Below are 19,400 nucleotides of genomic sequence, written 5' to 3' on the forward strand. Positions count from 1 at the left end.
GGTCACATGTAATGAGCGCCCCGACCCCTGTACGGCTTCTGACCATTCCAGTGCTTTTGAGAGGGGGGCGCGCATCAACCACTCCGCCACCTGAACGAGTGAACATCACTCCAGAGTTGGCGAACAAGTTTGCCCCGGGCGCCCTTCGGCCACACCTGGTCCGTCGGCTGGAACTTCCGCGCAGCCTTTGGCAGGATGCCCGCCCGCACGCCCCACGGAGCCATTCCTTCCGCTCCGGCCACTCACCTGACCTGCTGGTACAGGCCAATCCGCGCCAGGTGCAGGGTTCGTGAAGGCGTCGTGCAGACTGGCCGTATGCGCATCGAACTGGCCACCGCCGCCGGCAGCCCGGAACGCCCGAACGAGGATTGGGCCGCCACCGCGCTTCCCGCTTCCGGCCAGGGTGGAGCCCTGATCCTGCTCGACGGGGTGACCCCGCCGCGGGACGGGGGCGGTTGTGTGCACTCGGTCCCCTGGTTCACCGCCCGACTGGGCGGCGCACTGGTCGAACTGTCCGGTTCGCGGCCGGATCTGACCCTCCAGGAGATTCTGGAAGTGTCCATCCGACGCACCGCCGACACGCACCGCTCCTCGTGTGACCTTTCTCACGTACGCACACCGCAGGCGACGGTCGTCATGGCTCGCTGGAACGAGCACGGGGTCGAGCATCTGGTGCTCTCCGATTCCGTACTGCTGTTCGAGGCGCACGACGGAAGCGTGCGCCCCCTGCTCGACGACCGGCTCGACCGGCTGCCGCCCGGCACGCTGAGCAGCGAGGCGATCGCCGACGCCCGGGCGCGGAACAAGGAGGGCGGCTTCTTCACCGCCGCAGCCGATCCGTCCGTGGCCTCCCGCGCGGTCACCGGGCGCACCCCGATCGACCGGGTGCGGGCGATCGCCGCACTGACCGACGGGGCGGCCCGCTGGACCGAGATGTTCCACGAGGGCGACTGGGCAGACTGCCTCGGCGTCCTCCACAAGGAGGGGACACAGGGGCTGATCGACCGCGTCAGGGCCCTGGAGGACGCGGACACCGGGCGCAGGCGGCTGCTTCGCGGCAAGACCCATGACGACGCGACGGCCGTGTACGCGGTGCTGTGACGGCGCACCGGCAGCCGTGCCTCAGTCTTCGGCGCGGGCGTTCAAGTGGTGCAGCAGCCGGGCCAGTTCGGCCACCTCGGCACGGTCCCAGTCGTCGAGCTTGCGGACATAGCGCTCGCGGCGGGCGTCGCGCACACTGCGGTAGCGGTCCAGCCCCTCGGCGGTGAGGTGGACGAGAAAGGCCCGGCCGTCGGCCGGATCGGGTTCACGAGCCACCAGTCCGAGGTCCTCCAGAGCGCGCAGTTGACGGCTCATGGTCGCCTTGCCCACCCCGAAGTAGGCCGCGAGATCGGTGGCCCGCTGCTGTCCCGCCGACTCCAGCCGGACGAGAAGTCCGTACGCGGCGGCCTCCAGTTCCGGGTGGACCTCGCGCGCCATCTCTCCCGAATTCGCCCGCGCACGGCGCAGAAAGACGGCCAACTCCCGCTCCAGGGCGAGGAATGCGTGGTCCACACCACTCCCCCCGGTCGCGCCGGGTTCACTACCGCTTTCGCTCCCGTGCACGTCAACACCCCTCGTGAGCTTTCCTGTCACTGAAAATTTCTTTCACCGCTGGTCATCGCCGCAGCTCCGCCAGTATTTCGCAGGCGTAGACCAACGGCGGCGACCAGGCCCCCTTCCGCAGCACGGGTCTACGTGCGTAGCGTCATGCATGGCATGTTCACACCATTACATGTCTGCAGGGGTGCGCCCACGCCCCCCTGGGATCAGCACGTCCCCCCACCACGTCCTCGGAGGCACTCCCCATGCCGGTGCTCAGATCCACTTCCAAGACGTCCCGCCGCTCGCGCTTCGCGGCGGCCGGAACCCTGCTCGCAGCCCTCTCCCTGCTGCTCACCCTGCCCGGTGCGGCCAGCGCCGCCGGCGCCCATGACGCAGCCGCCAAGAAGCCCGCCCGCGGCACGGCCACGATGGGCATGGGCGTCATCGCCCACGACGGCCAGGACGGACTTCCGCGGGACACCCGCGCCGTCCAGACCGAAGGCGTCGACGTCTCCGGCCACCAGGGCAACGTCGCCTGGTCGACGCTCTGGAACAGCGGTGTGAAGTGGGCCTACACCAAGGCCACCGAGGGCACGTACTACAAGAACGAGTACTTCGCGCAGCAGTACAACGGCTCGTACAACGTGGGCATGATCCGGGGCTCGTACCACTTCGCCACCCCGAACACCACGAGCGGCGCCACCCAGGCCAACTACTTCGTGAACAACGGGGGCGGCTGGTCGCGGGACGGCAAGACGCTGCCCGGCGTGCTCGACATCGAGTGGAACCCGTACGGCGACCAGTGCTACGGCCTGAGCCAGGCCGGCATGGTCTCCTGGATCCGCGACTTCGTGAACACGTACAAGGCGCGCACCGGACGCGACGCGGTCATCTACACCGCCACCAGCTGGTGGCAGACCTGCACCGGTAACAACGCGAGCTTCGGTGCCACCAACCCGCTCTGGGTGGCGCGTTACGCCGCCACGGTCGGCGAGCTCCCGGCCGGCTGGGGCTTCTACACGATATGGCAGTACACCTCGTCCGGCCCCACGGTCGGCGACCACGACCGCTTCAACGGCGCCCTCGACCGCGTGCAGGCCCTCGCCAACGGCTGAGCCCGCCCGACGCGCCCTCGCGTCCCACCACTCCACACAGCAGAGCCCCGGTGATCGGAAGATCCCCGGGGCTCTGCTCGTTCCACGCCTCCGACCAGGGATTCTTCGCCTCCGAGCCAACAGCGGACCCCCTATACATCAGGTGTATACGCCCTATGTATAGTCCTTCTCTGCCGCACATCGTGCGTCCTGTTCAGCTACGGAGGAGTGACCCGCCTTGTCCATGAAGACGAAGTCGATCGGTACGGGGTTGGCCGCCGCCCTTGTGACGGCACTCACCCTGACGCTGGGCGGCTGCTCCATGCAGACCACCGCGCCCGCCTCGGCGCGCGGTGACGCGGGCTCCGACGCCAAGGGCTCCTTCGGTCCGGTGGACTGCCGCAAGGCGAAGTGCATAGCGCTGACCTTCGACGCGGGACCGGGCGAGGACACCCCGCACCTGCTGGACATCCTCAAGGAGAAGAAGGTGCACGCGACCTTCTTCCTGCTGGGCAAGAACCACGTCAAGAAGCACCCCGACACCGTGCGCAGGATCGCCGCCGAGGGGCACGAGGTGGCCAACCACACCTGGACGCACCAGGTCCTGACGGACCGCAAGCCGGCCGCGATACGCGCCGAGCTGAAGAAGACGCAGGACGCGATAGCGGAGATAACCGGCAAGAAGCCGCGCCTCATGCGCCCGCCGCAGGGCCGCACCGACGACACCGTCTCGGACATCAGCCGCGACCTGGGGCTCTCCCAGATCCTGTGGAGCGCCACCGCGAAGGACTACTCCACGACCGACTCGGCGCTGATCAAGAAGCGCATCCTGGACCAGGCGAGCAAGGACGGCGTCATCCTGCTGCACGACATCTACAAGGGCACGGTGCCCGCGGTGCCGGGCATCATCGACGAACTGAAGAAGCAGGGCTACACCTTCGTCACCGTCCCGCAGCTGATGGCGCCCGCCGAGCCGGTCCCGGGGACCATCTACCGCCCCTGAGCCGGGCAGGGAAAGTCCCGCCCACCCGTTGCCGGGCAGGCGGGACTTCACGGACCCGGTCCGGGGCCTCCCGTCCGGATCACGCCGGGGCCCGCGGGTCCGGCACGCACTCCGGTCCGGTCCGGCCCGGACGAAACCCTCAGGCGGCGGCCGGGATCCGCTCCTCGGGCCGTGCCGCGGCGGCCGGGGCCAGGGCGATCTCCAGGACCTGGCGGACATCGGTCACCGGGTGGACCTCCAGCGTGTCCAGGACCTCGGCCGGGACGTCGTCCAGGTCGGCCTCGTTCCGCTTCGGGATCACCACGGTGGTGATCCCGGCCCGGTGCGCGGCCAGCAGCTTCTGCTTCAGGCCGCCGATCGGCAGCACCCGTCCGGTCAGCGAGACCTCACCGGTCATCGCCACGTCCGTACGGACCAGCCGTCCCGAGAGCAGCGAGGCCAGCGCCGTCGTCATGGTGATGCCGGCGCTCGGGCCGTCCTTCGGGACCGCGCCCGCCGGGAAGTGGATGTGCACGCCGCGGTCCTTCAGGTCCGCGACCGGCAGCTCCAGCTCCGCGCCGTGCGAGCGCAGGAAGCTCAGCGCGATCTGCGCGGACTCCTTCATGACGTCGCCGAGCTGGCCGGTGAGGGTCAGTCCGGACGCCCCGGTCTCCGGGTCGGCCAGCGACGCCTCCACGAACAGCACGTCGCCGCCCGCGCCGGTCACCGCGAGTCCGGTGGCCACACCGGGCACCGACGTACGGCGCTCGGCCGGGTCCTGGGCGGACTCGGGAACGTGGTGCGGACGCCCGATCAGAACACGCAGATCCGCTTCGGTGACCGTGAACGGAAGCTCCCGGTCGCCCAGTTCGTGCTGGGCCGCGACCTTGCGGAGCAGCCGGGCGACGGCCCGCTCCAGATTGCGTACGCCCGCTTCACGGGTGTACTCGCCGGCCAGCTTGCGCAGCGCGGACTCGTCGAGCGTCACCTCGTCCTTCTCCAGACCGGCCCGCTCCAGCTGGCGCGGGAGCAGGTGGTCCCGGGCGATGACGACCTTCTCGTCCTCGGTGTAGCCGTCCAGCCTCACCAGCTCCATGCGGTCGAGCAGGGCCTCCGGGATGGCTTCGAGCACATTGGCCGTGGCCAGGAAGACGACGTCGCTGAGGTCTAGCTCGACCTCCAGGTAGTGGTCGCGGAAGGTGTGGTTCTGCGCCGGGTCGAGGACTTCGAGCAGGGCGGCGGCCGGGTCGCCCCGGAAGTCGGAGCCGACCTTGTCGATCTCGTCGAGCAGGACGACCGGGTTCATCGAACCGGCCTCCTTGACAGCCCGCACGATACGTCCGGGGAGGGCACCCACGTACGTACGCCGGTGGCCCCGGATCTCCGCCTCGTCCCGCACACCGCCGAGCGCGACGCGGACGAACTTGCGGCCCATGGCGTGCGCGACGGACTCGCCGAGCGAGGTCTTGCCCACGCCCGGAGGCCCCACCAGCGCCAGCACGGCACCGCCGCGCCGCCCGCCGACGACCCCCAGGCCGCGGTCGGAGCGCCGCTTGCGGACGGCGAGGTACTCGGTGATGCGCTCCTTCACGTCCTGGAGCCCCGCGTGCTCGGCGTCGAGGATCTCCTGGGCCCCCCGGATGTCGTAGGCGTCCTCGGTCCGCTCGGTCCACGGCAGTTCGAGGACGGTGTCGAGCCAGGTCCGGATCCAGGAGCCCTCGGGGCTCTGGTCGGAGGAGCGCTCCAGCTTGTCGACCTCCTTGAGCGCGGCCTCGCGGACGTGCTCGGGAAGGTCGGCGGCCTCGACGCGGGCCCGGTAGTCGTCGGACTCGTCCGCACCGGAACCGGTACCGCCGTTCAGCTCGGAGAGCTCCTTGCGCACGGCTTCGAGCTGGCGCCGCAGCAGGAACTCGCGCTGCTGCTTGTCGACGCCCTCCTGGACGTCCTTGGCAATGGATTCGGCGACGTCCTGCTCGGCGAGGTGTTCGCCGAGCCACTGGATGGCGAGCTTCAGCCGGGCGACCGGGTCCGTGGTCTCCAGGAGCCGTACCTTCTGGGCGGTGGTGAGGAAGGGCGAGTAGCCGGAATTGTCGGCGAGCGCGGAGACGTCCTCGATCTGCTGGACCCGGTCCACGACCTGCCAGGCGCCGCGCTTCTTCAGCCAGCTGGTGGCGAGCGCCTTGTACTCCTTGACCAGCTCGGCGGCGGCACCGGGGAGCGGATCGGGGAGGACCGCGTCGATCCGGGTCCCCTCCACCCAGAGCGCCCCGCCCGGCCCGCTGGTCCCGGCCCCGATCCGCACCCGGCCCCGGCCGCGGATCAGCGCGCCCGGATCCCCGTCCGAAAGCCGTCCGACCTGCTCGACGGTGCCGATGACACCGGTTCCGGTGTACGTCCCATCGATCCGCGGCACCAGAAGCACCTCGGGTTTGCCGCCGCCGTCCCGGGCCGCGGCCTGTGCGGCCTCGACGGCGGCACGTACATCGGTGTCGGACAGGTCCAGAGGCACCACCATCCCGGGCAGCACGACCTCGTCGTCGAGCGGCAGCACGGGTAGGGCGAGCGGAGTGACCGCATCGGAATCGGTAGCCATGATCTCCCCTTCGGCAGTCAAGTTGAGCTATGCAGACTCAATGCTCCTGAGCCGCTCATTGTTCCCCGGGGAGTGTTCGCTGTGAGCGATCGGCCGGACGCTGTCCCGGTCGGGCCGTGGGGCCGAGGGCTTCGGCCGCCGCGCGGAAGTCCTTGGCCCGTTCAGACGTGATGCGGTGCGCCGCATGATGTGACCGGGCAGCGGGAGAACAATGAGCCCCATGTCCCACATTCCGCCGGACGGTGGCCCGTCTCCGTTTGACCGGGAGACGCCCGTTGCCCGGGAGACGCCCGCGGAGCGGGCCGACCGCAACCTGATCGAGCTTCTCCAGGAACTGAGGGTCGTGCAGACCGGCGTGCAGATCGTCTTCGCCTTTCTCCTCGGCGTGGCCTTCACCAGCCAGTTTCCGCACCTCGACACCTTCGAGCGCACCACGTACGTGGTGACGTTGCTGCTCACGGTGGTCGCCTCGGCGGTGCTCGCGACGCCGGTCGCCCTGCACCGCGGCCTGTTCCACCGGGGCGCCAAGGTCCGGATCGTCGCCCTGTCCGCGCAGCTCGCCGAGACCGGTCTGGTCTTCCTCGCCCTCGCGCTCAACGGCGCCGTTCTCCTGCTCATGGACGTCGTCCTCGGCCGGACCGCCGCCGTCACGGTCACGGCCGCCACCCTCGTCATGTTCACCGGCCTGTGGTTCGTCCTGCCCAGGGCGCTGCGCCGCCCGGCCGCATGACCTGCCGGCCAGAGTCCCGTGCGCGACGGAGCGCGCCGACTGCCCGCGCACCGCACCGCACCACGATCAAGGGCTGTCCGGGCGGCACCCCCGACCGGATCCGGACGCGGTAGCGGGCGCGTCCCGCCGCGCGGTTCCGGAACGGAGCGCACGTACCGCCCCACCACCCCGCCACGAAGGGTCACCGGGGCCTGATCCGCCCGTCGTGACGGCCATGGCCGCACGGCGCGCCGACGGTGCGGCCTCCGGCTCCCTCTCCCGGCCGCGGCGTCGCCCGCCGGAGCGTCCGGCCCGGCGCAGCAGCGGCCAGCAGGCAACTCCGAGCAGCAGCGCCAGCGGATGGCCCCAGTTGGCGAGCGGGTTGCTCAGATCGACCAGGTCCCGCGCCAGCATCACGCCCACCCCGCCGAGCACCAGCACCCGCAGCAGCGGGGTGAACAGCCCGGTCAGCGCGCCCACGCTCGCCATCAGCCCGAAGCTGATGCCGTAGTCGAGGCGGTGCAGGGACGACTCCGGCAGATGCCCGGCGACCACGGAGAGCCCGACCGGGATCTCCGTGGCGAGCGTGGCCACGACATGGCCGAGCGCGAACACCCCGGCGGTCCGCCACCCCCCGATGCGGCGTTCCAGCGCGGTCAGTACGAGGGCGAAGGCGAAGACGTACGGGGAGGTGAGCCCGCCGACGACCCACAGGGCGCTGGCGACCAGGACGAGCAGCGGGGTCTCGCCGAGGTGCGCGACGTCCGTGCTCGATTCGCGCAGCACGGCGGCGACGGTGCCGGGGTCGGCGTACTCCATGAAGAGGGACGTGGCGACCAGCACCAGCAGGTAGCCGAAGGTGAAGGGGGTTCCGGTGGGCGTCGGCAGCAGCCGCGGCCATCGGTGGGCCCTGCGGACCGGAGGCGGCGGGGCCGCGGTGCCGCCCGCGCGGTTCTGGCGCGGGACGGCGTCGAGCAGCGGAGCCTCGCGGGGTTCTTCGTGGACCGCCCTGTCCGTACGCTGATGCACCGCGCAAGGTCCCTTTCCATGACAAGCCCCCCGGAGCAACGTTTCACCTTCGGTGATCCTCCCTCAGACCCGCTGTGGCGTGAGCCGCACACGCCGCCCGTGAACCGGCTCGGGTCCGTGGCTCGATAGAAGGGGTGTGAAGCTGTTGCGCCCCTCGGGGGAGGACCCGGACGACGACCGCGCCCTGCTGCGTGCCGTCGCACAGGGAGACACCAAGGCCCTGGCGACGCTCTACGACCGGCATGCCGGCTGGCTGCTGGCCCGGCTGGGGAGGCGGTGCGCGGATGCCGAGACGGTACGGGAGGTGCTTCAGGACACCTTCGTCACGGTCTGGCGCTCCGCCGGTTCGCACCGGGGCGCCCGGGTCGGCGGCTGGCTGTGGGTGATCGCCTCGCGTCGGCTGGTGGACGCGCAGCGGGCCCACGCCCGTACCGATCTCGCCACCCGGGCCGAGAGCAACGGCTGGGCCGCCACCGTGCCGTCCGCCGAGGAACGGGTGCTCGCCGGGCTGGAGTACGGGGATGTGGGTGCCGCGCTCGACCGGATCTCGCCCGAGCTGCGGGAGGTCCTGCGCGCCACGGTCATCGACGGGCTGACGACCCGCGAGACGGCCCGGCTCCTCGGCATACCCGAGGGCACGGTCAAGACCCGGGCGATGCGGGCCAGGCGCGAGCTGCGCGCCGCGCTCGAACGGTCGGCCCCGGAGCCCGGACCGCTGGGAGGAACGGCATGACCACGAGGGGAGGTGACGGCATGCCCGAGTGGCATGTGAGCGAGGAGCTGGCCGGGCGGTACGCCGCCGGTCCGGTGCCGGAGACGGACGCGTGGTCCGTGGAGAAGCACGTGGAGGCGTGCGGGGGGTGCGCGGCGCGGGTCTCGGCGGCGGTACGGGCCCGGCCGGAGGCGGGGGCGGTGCTGGACGCGGTACGTGCGGGGGTGCTGGACGCGGTGACGGCGCAGGAAGCGCCCGTGAGGGGGCCCGCCCGCGGCGCCCGGCGCCGCTCCCCCGGGGCCGCGACCAGGTCCGCCCGCGGCCTGCGACGCCGCTTCCCCGGGGCCGCTGCCCGCGCCGGGCGGTTGCTGTGGGCCGCCGGGCCCGCGCTGCGCGCTCCGTGGCTGCTGGCGCTGGTGCTGGTGGCCGTCGGGGCCCTCGCGCTGGCGTACGGGGCCGGGGCCGGCGAGGCCGTCCGCCCGCTGCTCCTCGTCGTCGCGCCGGTGCTGCCGCTGGCCGGGGTCGCCCTTTCCTACGGCCGGCACGCGGACCCGATGCACGAGATCACCGCCGCCACCCCGTCCGGCGGGCTGCGACTGCTGCTGACCAGAACCGCGGCGGTGCTCGCCGTGAGCATCCCGGCGCTCACCCTCGCCGGGGCGGCGCTGCCCCCGGCCGCCGGGTGGCCCGGCGCGGCGGCCTGGCTGCTGCCGGGGCTCGCGATGACGCTGGCGGCGCTCGCCCTCGGTTCGTACGTCGGCTGCCGCACCGGGGCCACGTCCATCGCCGTGACCTGGGCGGCCTCGGTCGTCCTGCCCGTCTTCGCCATGTCGCGCCCGGGGACCACGGAGGCGGCGGCCGAGGCCGCACGGTACTTCGCCGGGCCCGCCGCACAGGCCGGCTGGGCGGCGGGCGCACTGATGTGCGCCGCGCTGCTCGCCGTACGCCGTAGATCATTCGACCACCTGGAGAAGTTGTGAGCGTGAACGCATGAGCGGCACCGAGGCCAGGAACACGGTCGAGGTCAGGGCGCTGACCGTCCGGCATCGCAGGACGATCGCGCTGGACGCCGTCGATCTCGACTTCGCGCCCGGCGTGCACGGGCTGCTCGGGCCGAACGGCGCGGGCAAGACCTCGCTGATCCGGGTGCTCGCCACCGTCGCGGCGCCGTCCGGTGGCCGGGTGGAACTGCTCGGCGAGGAAGTCGGCGCCGGGCCGGACCACCTCGGCCGGGCGGCGGTCCGGCGCAGGCTCGGGTATCTGCCGCAGGAGTTCGGTTACTACCCGGGTTTCACGGTCCGCGAGTTCGTCTCCTATGTGGCCTGGCTCAAGGAGATGGACGCGGCGGCGGTCCCGGCGGCCGTGGAACGCGCGGTGGACCGGGTGGGCCTGGCGGACCGGATCGACGCCCGGGTGAAGACCCTGTCGGGCGGCATGGTGCGGCGCGTCGGCATCGCCCAGGCGATCGTCAACGATCCGGACCTGCTGCTGCTCGACGAGCCGACCGCCGGCCTCGACCCGGAGCAACGGGTCGAGTTCCGGGCGCTGATCCGGGAGCTGGGCCGCACCACCACCGTGATCGTCTCGACCCACCTGGTCGAGGACGTCTCCGCGGCCTGCGCCGATGTCACGCTGATCGAGGCGGGCCGGGTCGCGTACCGGGGCACGACACGGGAGCTGACGGAGCTCGGCGGCACCGGGGACGGCGGAGCGGAGCGGCCCGAGGGCAACCCGATCGAGCGCGGTTACACCTGCGCGCTGCGGGCGCACCGGGCGGCGGTGGCGAACCGATGACGACCTCCACCGTGCCCCGAGCGGCCTCGCCCGGAACGACCTCGCCCGGGAAACCCCCGGCCCGCGCAGCCCTGAGCACCGCCCTGCGGACCGAGCTCCGGCGCGGGATCGCCCCCTGGACGGGCCTCGCCGTCGCCCTCACCCTCCTCGTTCCGCTCTGGAGCAAGGCGGCCCAGTGGCAGGGGAGCTGGGGTGAGACGCAGACCCAACTGCACGCGACGGCGACGCTGCTCGGCGGTCCGCTCGTCGCGGCGGCCGCCTGCCGGCAGGGCGGCCGGGAACACCGCCGGCGCACCGCCGAGCTGCTGCTCTCGGTGCCGCGCAGCCGGCTGGCGCAGGTGACGACGGCCGCGACGCCGATCGCGCTGTGGGCGGCGGCCGGGTATCTGCTCGCGCTGGCCGTGGTGTTCGCGGCGACGGCCCCGTACACCGGGGCGGGCGGGCCGTCGTTCTCGGTCGTCGTCGTGGATCTCGGTCTCCTGCTGTCCCTGGGCTTCGTCGGCTTCGTGGTCGGGCGGCTGGTGCGGTGGCGGCTGACCGCCCCGGTGCTCGCGGCCCTGCTCTACGTACTCCTGGGGGCCCCGGGCTATGTCGAGTCGGGCGCCCGGTTCCTGAGCCCCGCCGAGCAGTACGCGCTGAAAGGGCAGGTCCTGGTCTGGTGGTTCGCACCGGTCCTGCTGGCCTGGACGGGCGGCATCGCCGTCACCGTGCTGCTCGCGTACGCGGCCCGGCGGCGCGTCCTGGCCGTCGTACCGCTCGCGCTGGCCCTCGCGGCGGGGGCGGTGATCGCGCCGACGGGCGAGGACCTGTTGCGGGACGACCCGACCGCGACGCGCAGGGTCTGCTCGGCACCGGCACCCGGCACACCGCAGCTCTGCGTGACGGCGCCCGACGCCCCGGTGCTGCCCAGTGCGGCCGAGGCACTGGAGGGGATGTTCTCCCGGCTGGAGGGGGTTCCGAACGCACCGGCCAGATACGTGGACTCCGCCCCGAAGGACGGCGAAGCCTCCCTGGCCCATGTCATGCGCGGCTGGAGCGTCACGCGGAACAAGCTGACCGACCCTCGGGCGTATGCCTCGGAAACCGCGCTGAGCCTGACCTTCCGCGACTGTTCGGACGATTCGCGCCGGAGCGAGCGCAAGGGGGCGGAGCGACTGGCTCTCACGGACGACGCCGTACGCACCTGGCTGGCCGGCGACGACTCCCCGTGGGACCCCGACGCCCGCCCCCTCGTCACCCGCCTCACGGCCATGCCGGATGCCGACCGCAGGGCCTGGCTCGGCCGCTACCTGGCCACCCTGAAGAGCTGCACGCCCGCGGAGGTACCGGCCCTGTGAGCACACACCCGGCCCTCGCGGCTCTCCCCCTCCTCTACATCCGCTCCCGCGCCCTCCCCCTCACCGCCGCCACCCTGGCCTGCATCGCGCTCGTCGCCGCATGGGCCGCCCGGTGGCTGCAGGACCAGCCGTACTTCGACCACACCGCCCGCGTCCCGGTCGTCGTGCTGGCCCCGCTGCTCGCCTCCGCCGCGATCGGCACCGGTCTGCACACGCACTCCGACGAGCTGGACCGGACCGCCGTGGGCCGCTGGTGGCCGCGCCGGCTGCTGCATCTGCTGGCGCTGACCGCAGTGACGGCCGGGGCGCTCGCGGCGGCGGTCCCGGGGCACCCCGAGGCGTTCGGCGCACCGGCCATGGTGCGCAACGTGCTCGGCGCGACGGGGGTGGCCGCGGCCTCCGTCGCGCTGCTCGGCGCCAGGCTGAGCTGGCTGCCGATGACGGTCTACGGCGGCGCCGTCTACCTGGCGGCACCCCGCACCCCGGGCGGCGCGGCGGCGGTGTGGGCCTGGCCGATGCAGCCGGGGCCGCAGGAGGCGGCATGGGTGGTGGCCGTGACGGCGTACGCGGGCGGGGCGGCGCTCCTCGCGGTGCGCGGCGCGCGCCCGGAGCGCGGCTGACCCGGTGGTGGACGGATCGGAGAAACCGCTGGCCCCCGGCCTCGCCGAGCGGACAGGATGGCGGGGACCGTGTCCGTCGTCCGCCGGAGACCCGCACCATGCCCGAGATCCACCACTGCGACGCTCCCTCTCCCGTCACGCTCGACCGCCGCGAAGGCCCGTACGGCGAGGTCGTTCTGCGGGAGCGGGGCGACGACTTCGAGATCATCGCCAACGGGTGCTTCCTGATGGACACCTCGGACGGACGCTCCGAGCGGCTGCTGATCGACGCCGCGCTGGCCGCGCTGCCCGCCGGCCGGTCCGCCCCGTCGGTGCTCATCGGGGGTCTCGGCGTCGGTTTCTCGCTCGTCCGGGCCGCCGCCGAGCCGCGGTGGGGGCGGATCGTCGTGGCCGAGCGGGAGCAGGCGATCGTGGACTGGCACCTGGAAGGGCCGCTGGCCTCGATCTCCGGTGCCGCGCTCGCCGATCCGCGTACCCGGATCCTGACGACGGATCTGGTCGAGTATCTGAGTACGACTACGGACCGTTACGACGCTCTGTGTCTGGACATCGACAACGGGCCGGACTGGACCGTCACCGAGGACAACACGAGCCTCTACTCCCCCGCCGGTCTCGCGGACTGCCGGGAGCGGCTGACGCCGGGCGGTGTTCTCGCAGTGTGGTCCGCACAACCGTCCGTCGACTTCGAACAGGCCTTGCGGAATGCCGGATTCGTTGGGGTAAGAACCGAAGAGGTCAGCGTTGCCCGAGGTGTTCCCGACGTGGTGCATCTCGCACTTCGGACAGACTGAGATTCCCCCACCGGGTATCACCGCCCCCGGACTCCCGGGGGCCAAGTGTCACAAGCCCGACACTCCGCCACTTCCTCGCGCCCGAGGCGTTACACCCTGCGTAGCCGAGAGCAGTCCGCTGCCTTTACGCTGCTGACCGGTAACGGGATCACCCACGAAATCCACAAGCGAAGACCGTGCGTCCGGGGGACTGGCCCCCGTGAGAACGGGCAGGGGCGGGGCGATGGAACAGACACACACCACCCAGACCGGCGTCGCGGCCACCCCTGGCGCGCAGCGCCGGGTGCTGGTGGTCGAGGACGATGCCACGATCGTCGATGCCATTTCCGCGCGGCTGCGGGCCGAGGGCTTTCTGGTGCAGACCGCACTCGACGGTCCCGCCGCGGTGGACGCGGCCGAGGCGTGGCAGCCGGATCTGATGGTGCTCGACATCATGCTTCCCGGCTTCGACGGCCTGGAGGTCTGCCGCCGCGTGCAGGCCCAGCGGCCGGTGCCGGTGCTGATGCTGACCGCCCGGGACGACGAGACGGACATGCTGGTCGGCCTCGGCGTCGGCGCCGACGACTACATGACCAAGCCGTTCTCGATGCGCGAGCTGGCGGCCCGGGTCCACGTCCTGCTGCGCCGGGTCGAGCGCGCGGCACTGGCCGCGGTGACGCCGCGCAGCGGGATCCTGCGCCTGGGCGAGCTGGAGATCGACCACGCGCAGCGCCGGGTCAGGGTGCGCGCCGACGACGTCCACCTCACGCCGACCGAGTTCGACCTGCTGGTCTGTCTGGCCAACACACCGCGTGCGGTGCTCTCCCGGGAGCAGTTGCTGGCCGAGGTCTGGGACTGGGCGGACGCCTCCGGAACCCGTACGGTCGACAGCCACATCAAGGCGCTGCGCCGGAAGATCGGCGCGGAGCGGATCCGTACCGTGCACGGTGTGGGTTACGCCCTGGAGACCCCGGCTCCATGACCCGGCCCGGTTCCGGACTGCGTCCTTTCTCGGTCAAGGCCAAGATGAGCACGCTCGTCGTGGTCTCGGTCTTCATCACGACCGGGCTGCTGATGGTGGCCGTGCGCACCAGGACCGAGCTGCGGTTCATCACGGTGTTCTCGGTGATCGCGACCCTGCTGATCACCCAGTTCGTGGCGCACGGTCTGACCGCGCCGCTGGAAGAGATGACCACGGTGGCCCGGTCGATCTCGCACGGCGACTACACCCGCCGGGTGAGCGGCGCCGACCGGCGCGACGAGCTCGGCGACCTGGCCCAGACGATCAACCGCATGGCGGACGATCTGGAGGCCGTGGACCGGCATCGCAAGGAGCTGGTCGCCAACGTCTCGCATGAGCTGCGAACACCCATCGCGGCACTGAGAGCCGTGCTGGAGAACGTCGTGGACGGGGTGTCGTCCGCCGATCCCGAGACGATGCGTACCGCGCTGAAGCAGACCGAGCGGCTCGGCCGGCTGGTGGAGACGCTGCTGGACCTGTCCCGCCTGGACAACGGGGTGGTCACGCTCAAGGCCCGCCGGTTCGAGGTGTGGCCCTATCTGTCCGGCGTGCTGAAGGAGGCGAACCTCGCCGTCTCGCACCGCCGGCTGCCGTCCGGCTCCGGGAACCACACGCGCAAGGACGTCCATCTGCATCTGGACGTGTCGCCGCCGGAGCTGACCGCGCACGCGGACGCGGAGCGCCTGCACCAGGTGGTGGCCAATCTGATCGACAACGCCGTCAAGCACAGCCCGCCGCACGGCCGGGTCACCGTACTGGCGCGGCGCGGGCCCGGGCCGGAGTCCCTGGCGCTGGAGGTCCTGGACGAGGGGCCCGGCATTCCGGAGTCCGAGCGGCACCGGGTCTTCGAGCGTTTCAACCGCGGCGAGGTGCCCTCCCCGCACGGCCCCGGCAGCGACGGCGGTACGGGCCTCGGCCTGGCGATCGCGCGCTGGGCGGTGGATCTGCACGGCGGGCGCATCGGCGTGGCCGAATCCGTTCGTGGCTGTCGCATTCAGGTCACTCTTCCGGGGGTACCGCAACCGAGAGGTTGACATAGGGTTCGAACCGGAAGGACGCGTTCTACGTGTTCCGTTCAGGGGGGTACGGCCCAGGGGGCCGTAGCCGCGGTCCCGCATACCCAAAGTGAAGCGGAACCGTGCATGTTTCCCGCCAATTCCTGCACCGAAACCCGCCTTCCAGTGTGACTTGCGCGACGAAGACCGGCCCGGCCTGCGTGGAACGGCTGGGGAGGCGTAGCCTTGATTTCCGCTGTCCATCACCTTGTGAAGCGGAAGAGGGCGGTTGCCGCCGTGTCGTCTCAGTCCCCCAGTAACTCGAGCATCTCGACCGACCAAGCCGTCCCGGGTACGAACCCGGCTGCGGCTTTCGGGCCCAATGAGTGGCTCGTCGACGAGATCTACCAGCAGTACCTCCAGGATCCCAATTCGGTCGATCGCGCCTGGTGGGACTTCTTCGCCGACTACAAGCCGGGTGCGTCCGGCACGGCGGACAAGCCCGTTCCCGGCGCCCCGGCAACAGGAGCTGCGGTGACCCCGGCCCCGGCCGCACCCGCACAGGCCGCCCCGGCGCAGGCCCCGGCTCCGGCCGCCCCCGCCCCGGCTCCCGCGGCTCCGGCGCCCGCACAGGCCGCCCCCGCCGCTGCTCCGGCAGCCCCGGCCGCTCCGGCTCCGGCCGCGAAGGCCGCCGCACCCGCCCCGGCCAAGGCCGCGGCAGCGCCGGCCACCGAGGCCCCGGAAGGCCCCGAGTACGTGACGCTGCGCGGCCCCTCCGCCGCCGTCGCGAAGAACATGAACGCCTCGCTGGAGCTGCCGACGGCCACGTCCGTCCGGGCGGTCCCGGTGAAGCTGCTCTTCGACAACCGCATCGTCATCAACAACCACCTCAAGCGCGCCCGGGGCGGGAAGATCTCCTTCACGCACCTCATCGGGTACGCGATGGTGCAGGCCCTCAAGGCCATGCCGGCGATGAACCACTCCTTCGCGCTGAAGGACGGCAAGCCGACCCTGGTCAAGCCGGAGCACGTGAACCTCGGCCTCGCCATCGACCTGGTGAAGCCGAACGGCGACCGCCAGCTGGTCGTCGCGGCCATCAAGAAGGCCGAGACGCTCAACTTCTTCGAGTTCTGGCAGGCCTACGAGGACATCGTCCGCCGCGCCCGCAACGGCAAGCTCGGCATGGACGACTTCACCGGGGTCACCGCCTCGCTGACCAACCCCGGCGGCATCGGCACCGTCCACTCGGTGCCCCGCCTGATGCCCGGACAGGGCCTCATCATGGGTGTCGGCGCGATGGACTACCCGGCCGAGTTCCAGGGCACCTCGCAGGACACCCTGAACAAGCTGGGCATCTCCAAGGTCATGACGCTGACCTCGACGTACGACCACCGGGTCATCCAGGGCGCCGCCTCCGGCGAGTTCCTGCGGATCGTCGCCCAGCTCCTGCTCGGCGAGAACGAGTTCTACGACGAGATCTTCAAGTCGCTGCGCATCCCGTACGAGCCGGTCCGCTGGCTCACGGACATCGACGCCTCGCACGACAACGACGTGACCAAGGCCGCGCGGGTCTTCGAGCTGATCCACTCCTACCGGGTCCGCGGCCACGTCATGGCCGACACGGACCCGCTGGAGTACCGCCAGCGCAAGCACCCCGACCTGGACATCACCGAGCACGGCCTCACCCTGTGGGACCTGGAGCGGGACTTCGCGGTCGGCGGTTTCGCCGGCAAGTCGATGATGAAGCTCCGCGACATCCTCGGTGTGCTGCGCGAGTCGTACTGCCGCACCACCGGCATCGAGTTCATGCACATCCAGGACCCGAAGCAGCGCAAGTGGCTCCAGGACCGGGTGGAGCGCCCGCGCGCCCAGCAGCCCGAGCGCGAGGAGCAGCTGCGCATCCTGCGCCGGCTGAACGCCGCCGAGGCGTTCGAGACGTTCCTGCAGACCAAGTACGTCGGCCAGAAGCGGTTCTCGCTGGAGGGCGGCGAGTCCGTCATCCCGCTGCTCGACGCGGTCATCGACTCCGCCGCCGAGGCCCGCCTCGACGAGGTCGTCATCGGCATGGCCCACCGCGGCCGGCTGAACGTGCTGGCCAACATCGTCGGCAAGTCGTACGCGCAGATCTTCCGCGAGTTCGAGGGCAACCTCGACCCCCGGTCGATGCACGGCTCCGGCGACGTCAAGTACCACCTGGGCGCCGAGGGCACCTTCACCGGTCTGGACGGCGAGCAGATCAAGGTCTCGCTGGCCGCCAACCCCTCGCACCTGGAGGCGGTCGACCCGGTCCTGGAGGGCATCGCCCGCGCCAAGCAGGACATCATCAACAAGGGCGGCACGGACTTCACCGTCCTGCCCGTCGCGCTCCACGGCGACGCGGCCTTCGCGGGCCAGGGCGTCGTCGCCGAGACGCTCAACATGTCGCAGCTGCGCGGCTACCGCACCGGCGGCACCGTGCACGTGGTGATCAACAACCAGGTCGGCTTCACCGCCGCCCCGGAGTCCTCGCGCTCCTCGATGTACGCCACCGACGTGGCGCGCATGATCGAGGCGCCGATCATCCACGTCAACGGTGACGACCCCGAGGCCGTCGTCCGGGTCGCCCGGCTCGCCTTCGAGTTCCGGCAGGCGTTCAACAAGGACGTCGTGATCGACCTCATCTGCTACCGCCGCCGCGGTCACAACGAGGGCGACAACCCGGAGTTCACCAACCCGCAGATGTACACCCTGATCGACAAGAAGCGCTCGGTACGCAAGCTGTACACCGAGTCCCTCATCGGTCGTGGCGACATCACGCTGGAAGAGGCCGAGCAGGCGCTCCAGGACTTCCAGGGCCAGCTGGAGAAGGTCTTCGCGGAGGTCCGTGAGGCCACCTCGCTGCCGGCTCCGACGCACACCCCCGAGGTCCAGCCCGAGTTCCCGGTCGCCGTGACCACCGCGGTCTCCCAGGAGGTCGTGAAGGTCATCGCGGAGTCCCAGGTCAACATCCCCGACCGGATCACCGTCCACCCCCGCCTGATGCCGCAGATGCAGCGCCGCGCGGCCTCGGTGGAGAACGGCACGATCGACTGGGGCATGGGCGAGACCCTGGCCATCGGCTCGCTGCTGATGGAGGGCACCCCGGTCCGGCTCGCCGGCCAGGACACCCGCCGCGGCACCTTCGGCCAGCGCCACGCGGTCCTCGTCGACCAGGTGACCGGCGAGGACTACACCCCGCTGCTCTACCTCTCCGACGACCAGGCCCGTTACAACGTCTACGACTCGCTGCTCAGCGAGTACGCGGCGATGGGCTTCGAGTACGGCTACTCGCTGGCCCGTCCGGAGTCGCTGGTCGTCTGGGAGGCCCAGTTCGGTGACTTCGTCAACGGCGCGCAGACCGTCGTCGACGAGTTCATCTCCTCGGCCGAGCAGAAGTGGGGCCAGACCTCCGGCGTCACGCTGCTGCTGCCGCACGGCTACGAGGGCCAGGGCCCGGACCACTCGTCCGCCCGCCCGGAGCGCTTCCTCACGCTGTGCGCGCAGAACAACATGACGGTCGCCATGCCGACCCTGCCGTCGAACTACTTCCACCTCCTGCGGTGGCAGGTGCACAACCCGCACCACAAGCCGCTGATCGTCTTCACCCCGAAGTCGATGCTCCGCCTCAAGGCGGCCGCGTCGAAGGTGGAAGAGTTCACCACCGGCGGCTTCCGCCCGGTGATCGGCGACGACTCGGTGAACCCGGCCGACGTCCGCAAGGTCGTCTTCTGCGCCGGCAAGGTCTACTACGACCTGGAGGCCGAGCGCACGAAGCGCGGCGTCACGGACACCGCGATCATCCGTCTGGAGCGCCTGTACCCGCTGCCGGGTGCCGAGCTCCAGGCCGAGATCGCCAAGTACCCGAACGCCGAGAAGTACCTCTGGACCCAGGAGGAGCCGGCCAACCAGGGTGCCTGGCCGTTCATCGCCCTGAACCTGATCGACCACCTGGACCTGGCCGTCGGCGCCGATGTGCCGCACGGTGAGCGCCTGCGCCGCATCTCGCGCCCGCACAGCTCGTCCCCGGCGGTCGGCTCGGCCAAGCGTCACCAGGCCGAGCAGGCACAGCTGGTCGCCGAGGTCTTCGAGGCCTGACCGCTCGCCCGTACGCAGAACCGAAGGGCCCGCTCCCGCGAGACGAT

16 protein-coding genes are annotated in these 19,400 nt (G+C 71.4%); 13 read left to right on the forward strand and 3 right to left on the reverse strand.

Annotation, left to right across the window (positions count from 1 at the left end; all coding sequences use genetic code 11):
• Positions 1-315 precede the first annotated feature (315 nt).
• Positions 316-1,101, forward strand: coding sequence for a hypothetical protein (locus tag AB0D53_RS00910; RefSeq protein WP_362438017.1), 786 nt, complete (start codon positions 316-318; stop codon positions 1,099-1,101).
• A 21-nt stretch (positions 1,102-1,122) separates the two neighbouring features.
• Here the strand turns inward: AB0D53_RS00910 and AB0D53_RS00915 are convergent, their stop codons facing one another.
• The gene (locus AB0D53_RS00915) at positions 1,123-1,605 is read right to left on the reverse strand and encodes a MarR family transcriptional regulator (RefSeq protein WP_362438020.1); all 483 of its coding nucleotides are present in this window, start codon (positions 1,603-1,605) and stop codon (positions 1,123-1,125) included.
• Between the two features lie 242 nt (positions 1,606-1,847).
• On the opposite strand from AB0D53_RS00915, the gene AB0D53_RS00920 reads away from it, so the two are divergent.
• Complete coding sequence (locus tag AB0D53_RS00920) at positions 1,848-2,699, forward strand: lysozyme (RefSeq protein ID WP_362438023.1); 852 nt, start codon at positions 1,848-1,850, stop codon at positions 2,697-2,699.
• A 223-nt stretch (positions 2,700-2,922) separates the two neighbouring features.
• Positions 2,923-3,681 carry a polysaccharide deacetylase family protein gene (locus tag AB0D53_RS00925; protein ID WP_362438803.1) on the forward strand — a complete coding sequence of 253 codons (759 nt, stop codon included), beginning with the start codon at positions 2,923-2,925 and terminating at the stop codon, positions 3,679-3,681.
• Between the two features lie 139 nt (positions 3,682-3,820).
• Here AB0D53_RS00925 and lon read toward each other — a convergent pair whose 3' ends face one another.
• Positions 3,821-6,253: an endopeptidase La gene (gene lon / locus AB0D53_RS00930; RefSeq protein ID WP_362438026.1), complete on the reverse strand. Its 2,433-nt coding sequence runs from the start codon at positions 6,251-6,253 to the stop codon at positions 3,821-3,823.
• A 220-nt stretch (positions 6,254-6,473) separates the two neighbouring features.
• Between lon and AB0D53_RS00935 the strand changes: the two genes are divergently transcribed.
• Positions 6,474-6,983 (forward strand): DUF6328 family protein, encoded by a 510-nt coding sequence (locus AB0D53_RS00935; RefSeq protein ID WP_362438029.1) that lies wholly within the window; start codon positions 6,474-6,476, stop codon positions 6,981-6,983.
• A gap of 66 nt (positions 6,984-7,049) precedes the next feature.
• Here the strand turns inward: AB0D53_RS00935 and AB0D53_RS00940 are convergent, their stop codons facing one another.
• Positions 7,050-7,991: a rhomboid-like protein gene (locus tag AB0D53_RS00940; protein ID WP_362438032.1), complete on the reverse strand. Its 942-nt coding sequence runs from the start codon at positions 7,989-7,991 to the stop codon at positions 7,050-7,052.
• 136 nt (positions 7,992-8,127) lie between these two features.
• Between AB0D53_RS00940 and AB0D53_RS00945 the strand changes: the two genes are divergently transcribed.
• From AB0D53_RS00945 to AB0D53_RS00985, 9 genes are all read left to right on the forward strand, one after another.
• On the forward strand, positions 8,128-8,724 hold the full coding sequence (locus tag AB0D53_RS00945) for an RNA polymerase sigma factor (protein WP_362438035.1): 597 nt from the start codon (positions 8,128-8,130) through the stop codon (positions 8,722-8,724).
• Positions 8,721-9,683, forward strand: coding sequence for a zf-HC2 domain-containing protein (locus tag AB0D53_RS00950; RefSeq protein WP_362438038.1), 963 nt, complete (start codon positions 8,721-8,723; stop codon positions 9,681-9,683). The genes AB0D53_RS00945 and AB0D53_RS00950 overlap by 4 nt, the downstream gene beginning before the upstream one ends.
• Positions 9,684-9,693: 10 nt before the next feature.
• Entirely contained in the window at positions 9,694-10,497 is an 804-nt protein-coding gene (locus tag AB0D53_RS00955; RefSeq protein WP_362438041.1) for an ABC transporter ATP-binding protein, read from the forward strand.
• Complete coding sequence (locus tag AB0D53_RS00960; RefSeq protein ID WP_362438044.1) at positions 10,494-11,834, forward strand: hypothetical protein; 1,341 nt, start codon at positions 10,494-10,496, stop codon at positions 11,832-11,834. Before AB0D53_RS00955 ends, AB0D53_RS00960 begins: the two co-directional genes overlap by 4 nt.
• Positions 11,831-12,454: a hypothetical protein gene (locus AB0D53_RS00965; RefSeq protein WP_362438047.1), complete on the forward strand. Its 624-nt coding sequence runs from the start codon at positions 11,831-11,833 to the stop codon at positions 12,452-12,454. The genes AB0D53_RS00960 and AB0D53_RS00965 overlap by 4 nt, the downstream gene beginning before the upstream one ends.
• A gap of 98 nt (positions 12,455-12,552) precedes the next feature.
• Positions 12,553-13,245, forward strand: coding sequence for a spermidine synthase (locus AB0D53_RS00970; RefSeq protein ID WP_362438050.1), 693 nt, complete (start codon positions 12,553-12,555; stop codon positions 13,243-13,245).
• Between the two features lie 223 nt (positions 13,246-13,468).
• A complete protein-coding gene (locus AB0D53_RS00975) occupies positions 13,469-14,206 on the forward strand; it encodes a response regulator transcription factor (protein ID WP_018521091.1) in 738 nt (245 codons plus the stop codon).
• Complete coding sequence (locus tag AB0D53_RS00980; protein ID WP_362438054.1) at positions 14,203-15,279, forward strand: HAMP domain-containing sensor histidine kinase; 1,077 nt, start codon at positions 14,203-14,205, stop codon at positions 15,277-15,279. The genes AB0D53_RS00975 and AB0D53_RS00980 overlap by 4 nt, the downstream gene beginning before the upstream one ends.
• Positions 15,280-15,537: 258 nt before the next feature.
• A complete protein-coding gene (locus AB0D53_RS00985) occupies positions 15,538-19,353 on the forward strand; it encodes a multifunctional oxoglutarate decarboxylase/oxoglutarate dehydrogenase thiamine pyrophosphate-binding subunit/dihydrolipoyllysine-residue succinyltransferase subunit (RefSeq protein WP_362438057.1) in 3,816 nt (1,271 codons plus the stop codon).
• The last annotated feature ends 47 nt before the right edge of the window (positions 19,354-19,400 follow it).

The sequence above is a fragment of the Streptomyces sp. NPDC048295 genome (assembly GCF_040652135.1).
GTDB lineage: Bacteria > Actinomycetota > Actinomycetes > Streptomycetales > Streptomycetaceae > Streptomyces.

What these genes read in the sequence shown, in the direction of transcription:
- AB0D53_RS00910 (WP_362438017.1), top strand. Translation starts at nt 316, where the DNA reads ATGCGCATCGAACTGGCCACCGCCGCCGGCAGCCCGGAACGCCCGAAC.
- AB0D53_RS00980 (WP_362438054.1), top strand. Translation starts at nt 14,203, where the DNA reads ATGACCCGGCCCGGTTCCGGACTGCGTCCTTTCTCGGTCAAGGCCAAG.
- AB0D53_RS00970 (WP_362438050.1), top strand. Translation starts at nt 12,553, where the DNA reads ATGCCCGAGATCCACCACTGCGACGCTCCCTCTCCCGTCACGCTCGAC.
- AB0D53_RS00975 (WP_018521091.1), top strand. Translation starts at nt 13,469, where the DNA reads ATGGAACAGACACACACCACCCAGACCGGCGTCGCGGCCACCCCTGGC.
- AB0D53_RS00925 (WP_362438803.1), top strand. Translation starts at nt 2,923, where the DNA reads ATGAAGACGAAGTCGATCGGTACGGGGTTGGCCGCCGCCCTTGTGACG.
- AB0D53_RS00935 (WP_362438029.1), top strand. Translation starts at nt 6,474, where the DNA reads ATGTCCCACATTCCGCCGGACGGTGGCCCGTCTCCGTTTGACCGGGAG.
- AB0D53_RS00960 (WP_362438044.1), top strand. Translation starts at nt 10,494, where the DNA reads ATGACGACCTCCACCGTGCCCCGAGCGGCCTCGCCCGGAACGACCTCG.
- AB0D53_RS00950 (WP_362438038.1), top strand. Translation starts at nt 8,721, where the DNA reads ATGACCACGAGGGGAGGTGACGGCATGCCCGAGTGGCATGTGAGCGAG.
- lon (WP_362438026.1), bottom strand. Translation starts at nt 6,253, where the DNA reads ATGGCTACCGATTCCGATGCGGTCACTCCGCTCGCCCTACCCGTGCTG.
- AB0D53_RS00920 (WP_362438023.1), top strand. Translation starts at nt 1,848, where the DNA reads ATGCCGGTGCTCAGATCCACTTCCAAGACGTCCCGCCGCTCGCGCTTC.
- AB0D53_RS00955 (WP_362438041.1), top strand. Translation starts at nt 9,694, where the DNA reads ATGAGCGGCACCGAGGCCAGGAACACGGTCGAGGTCAGGGCGCTGACC.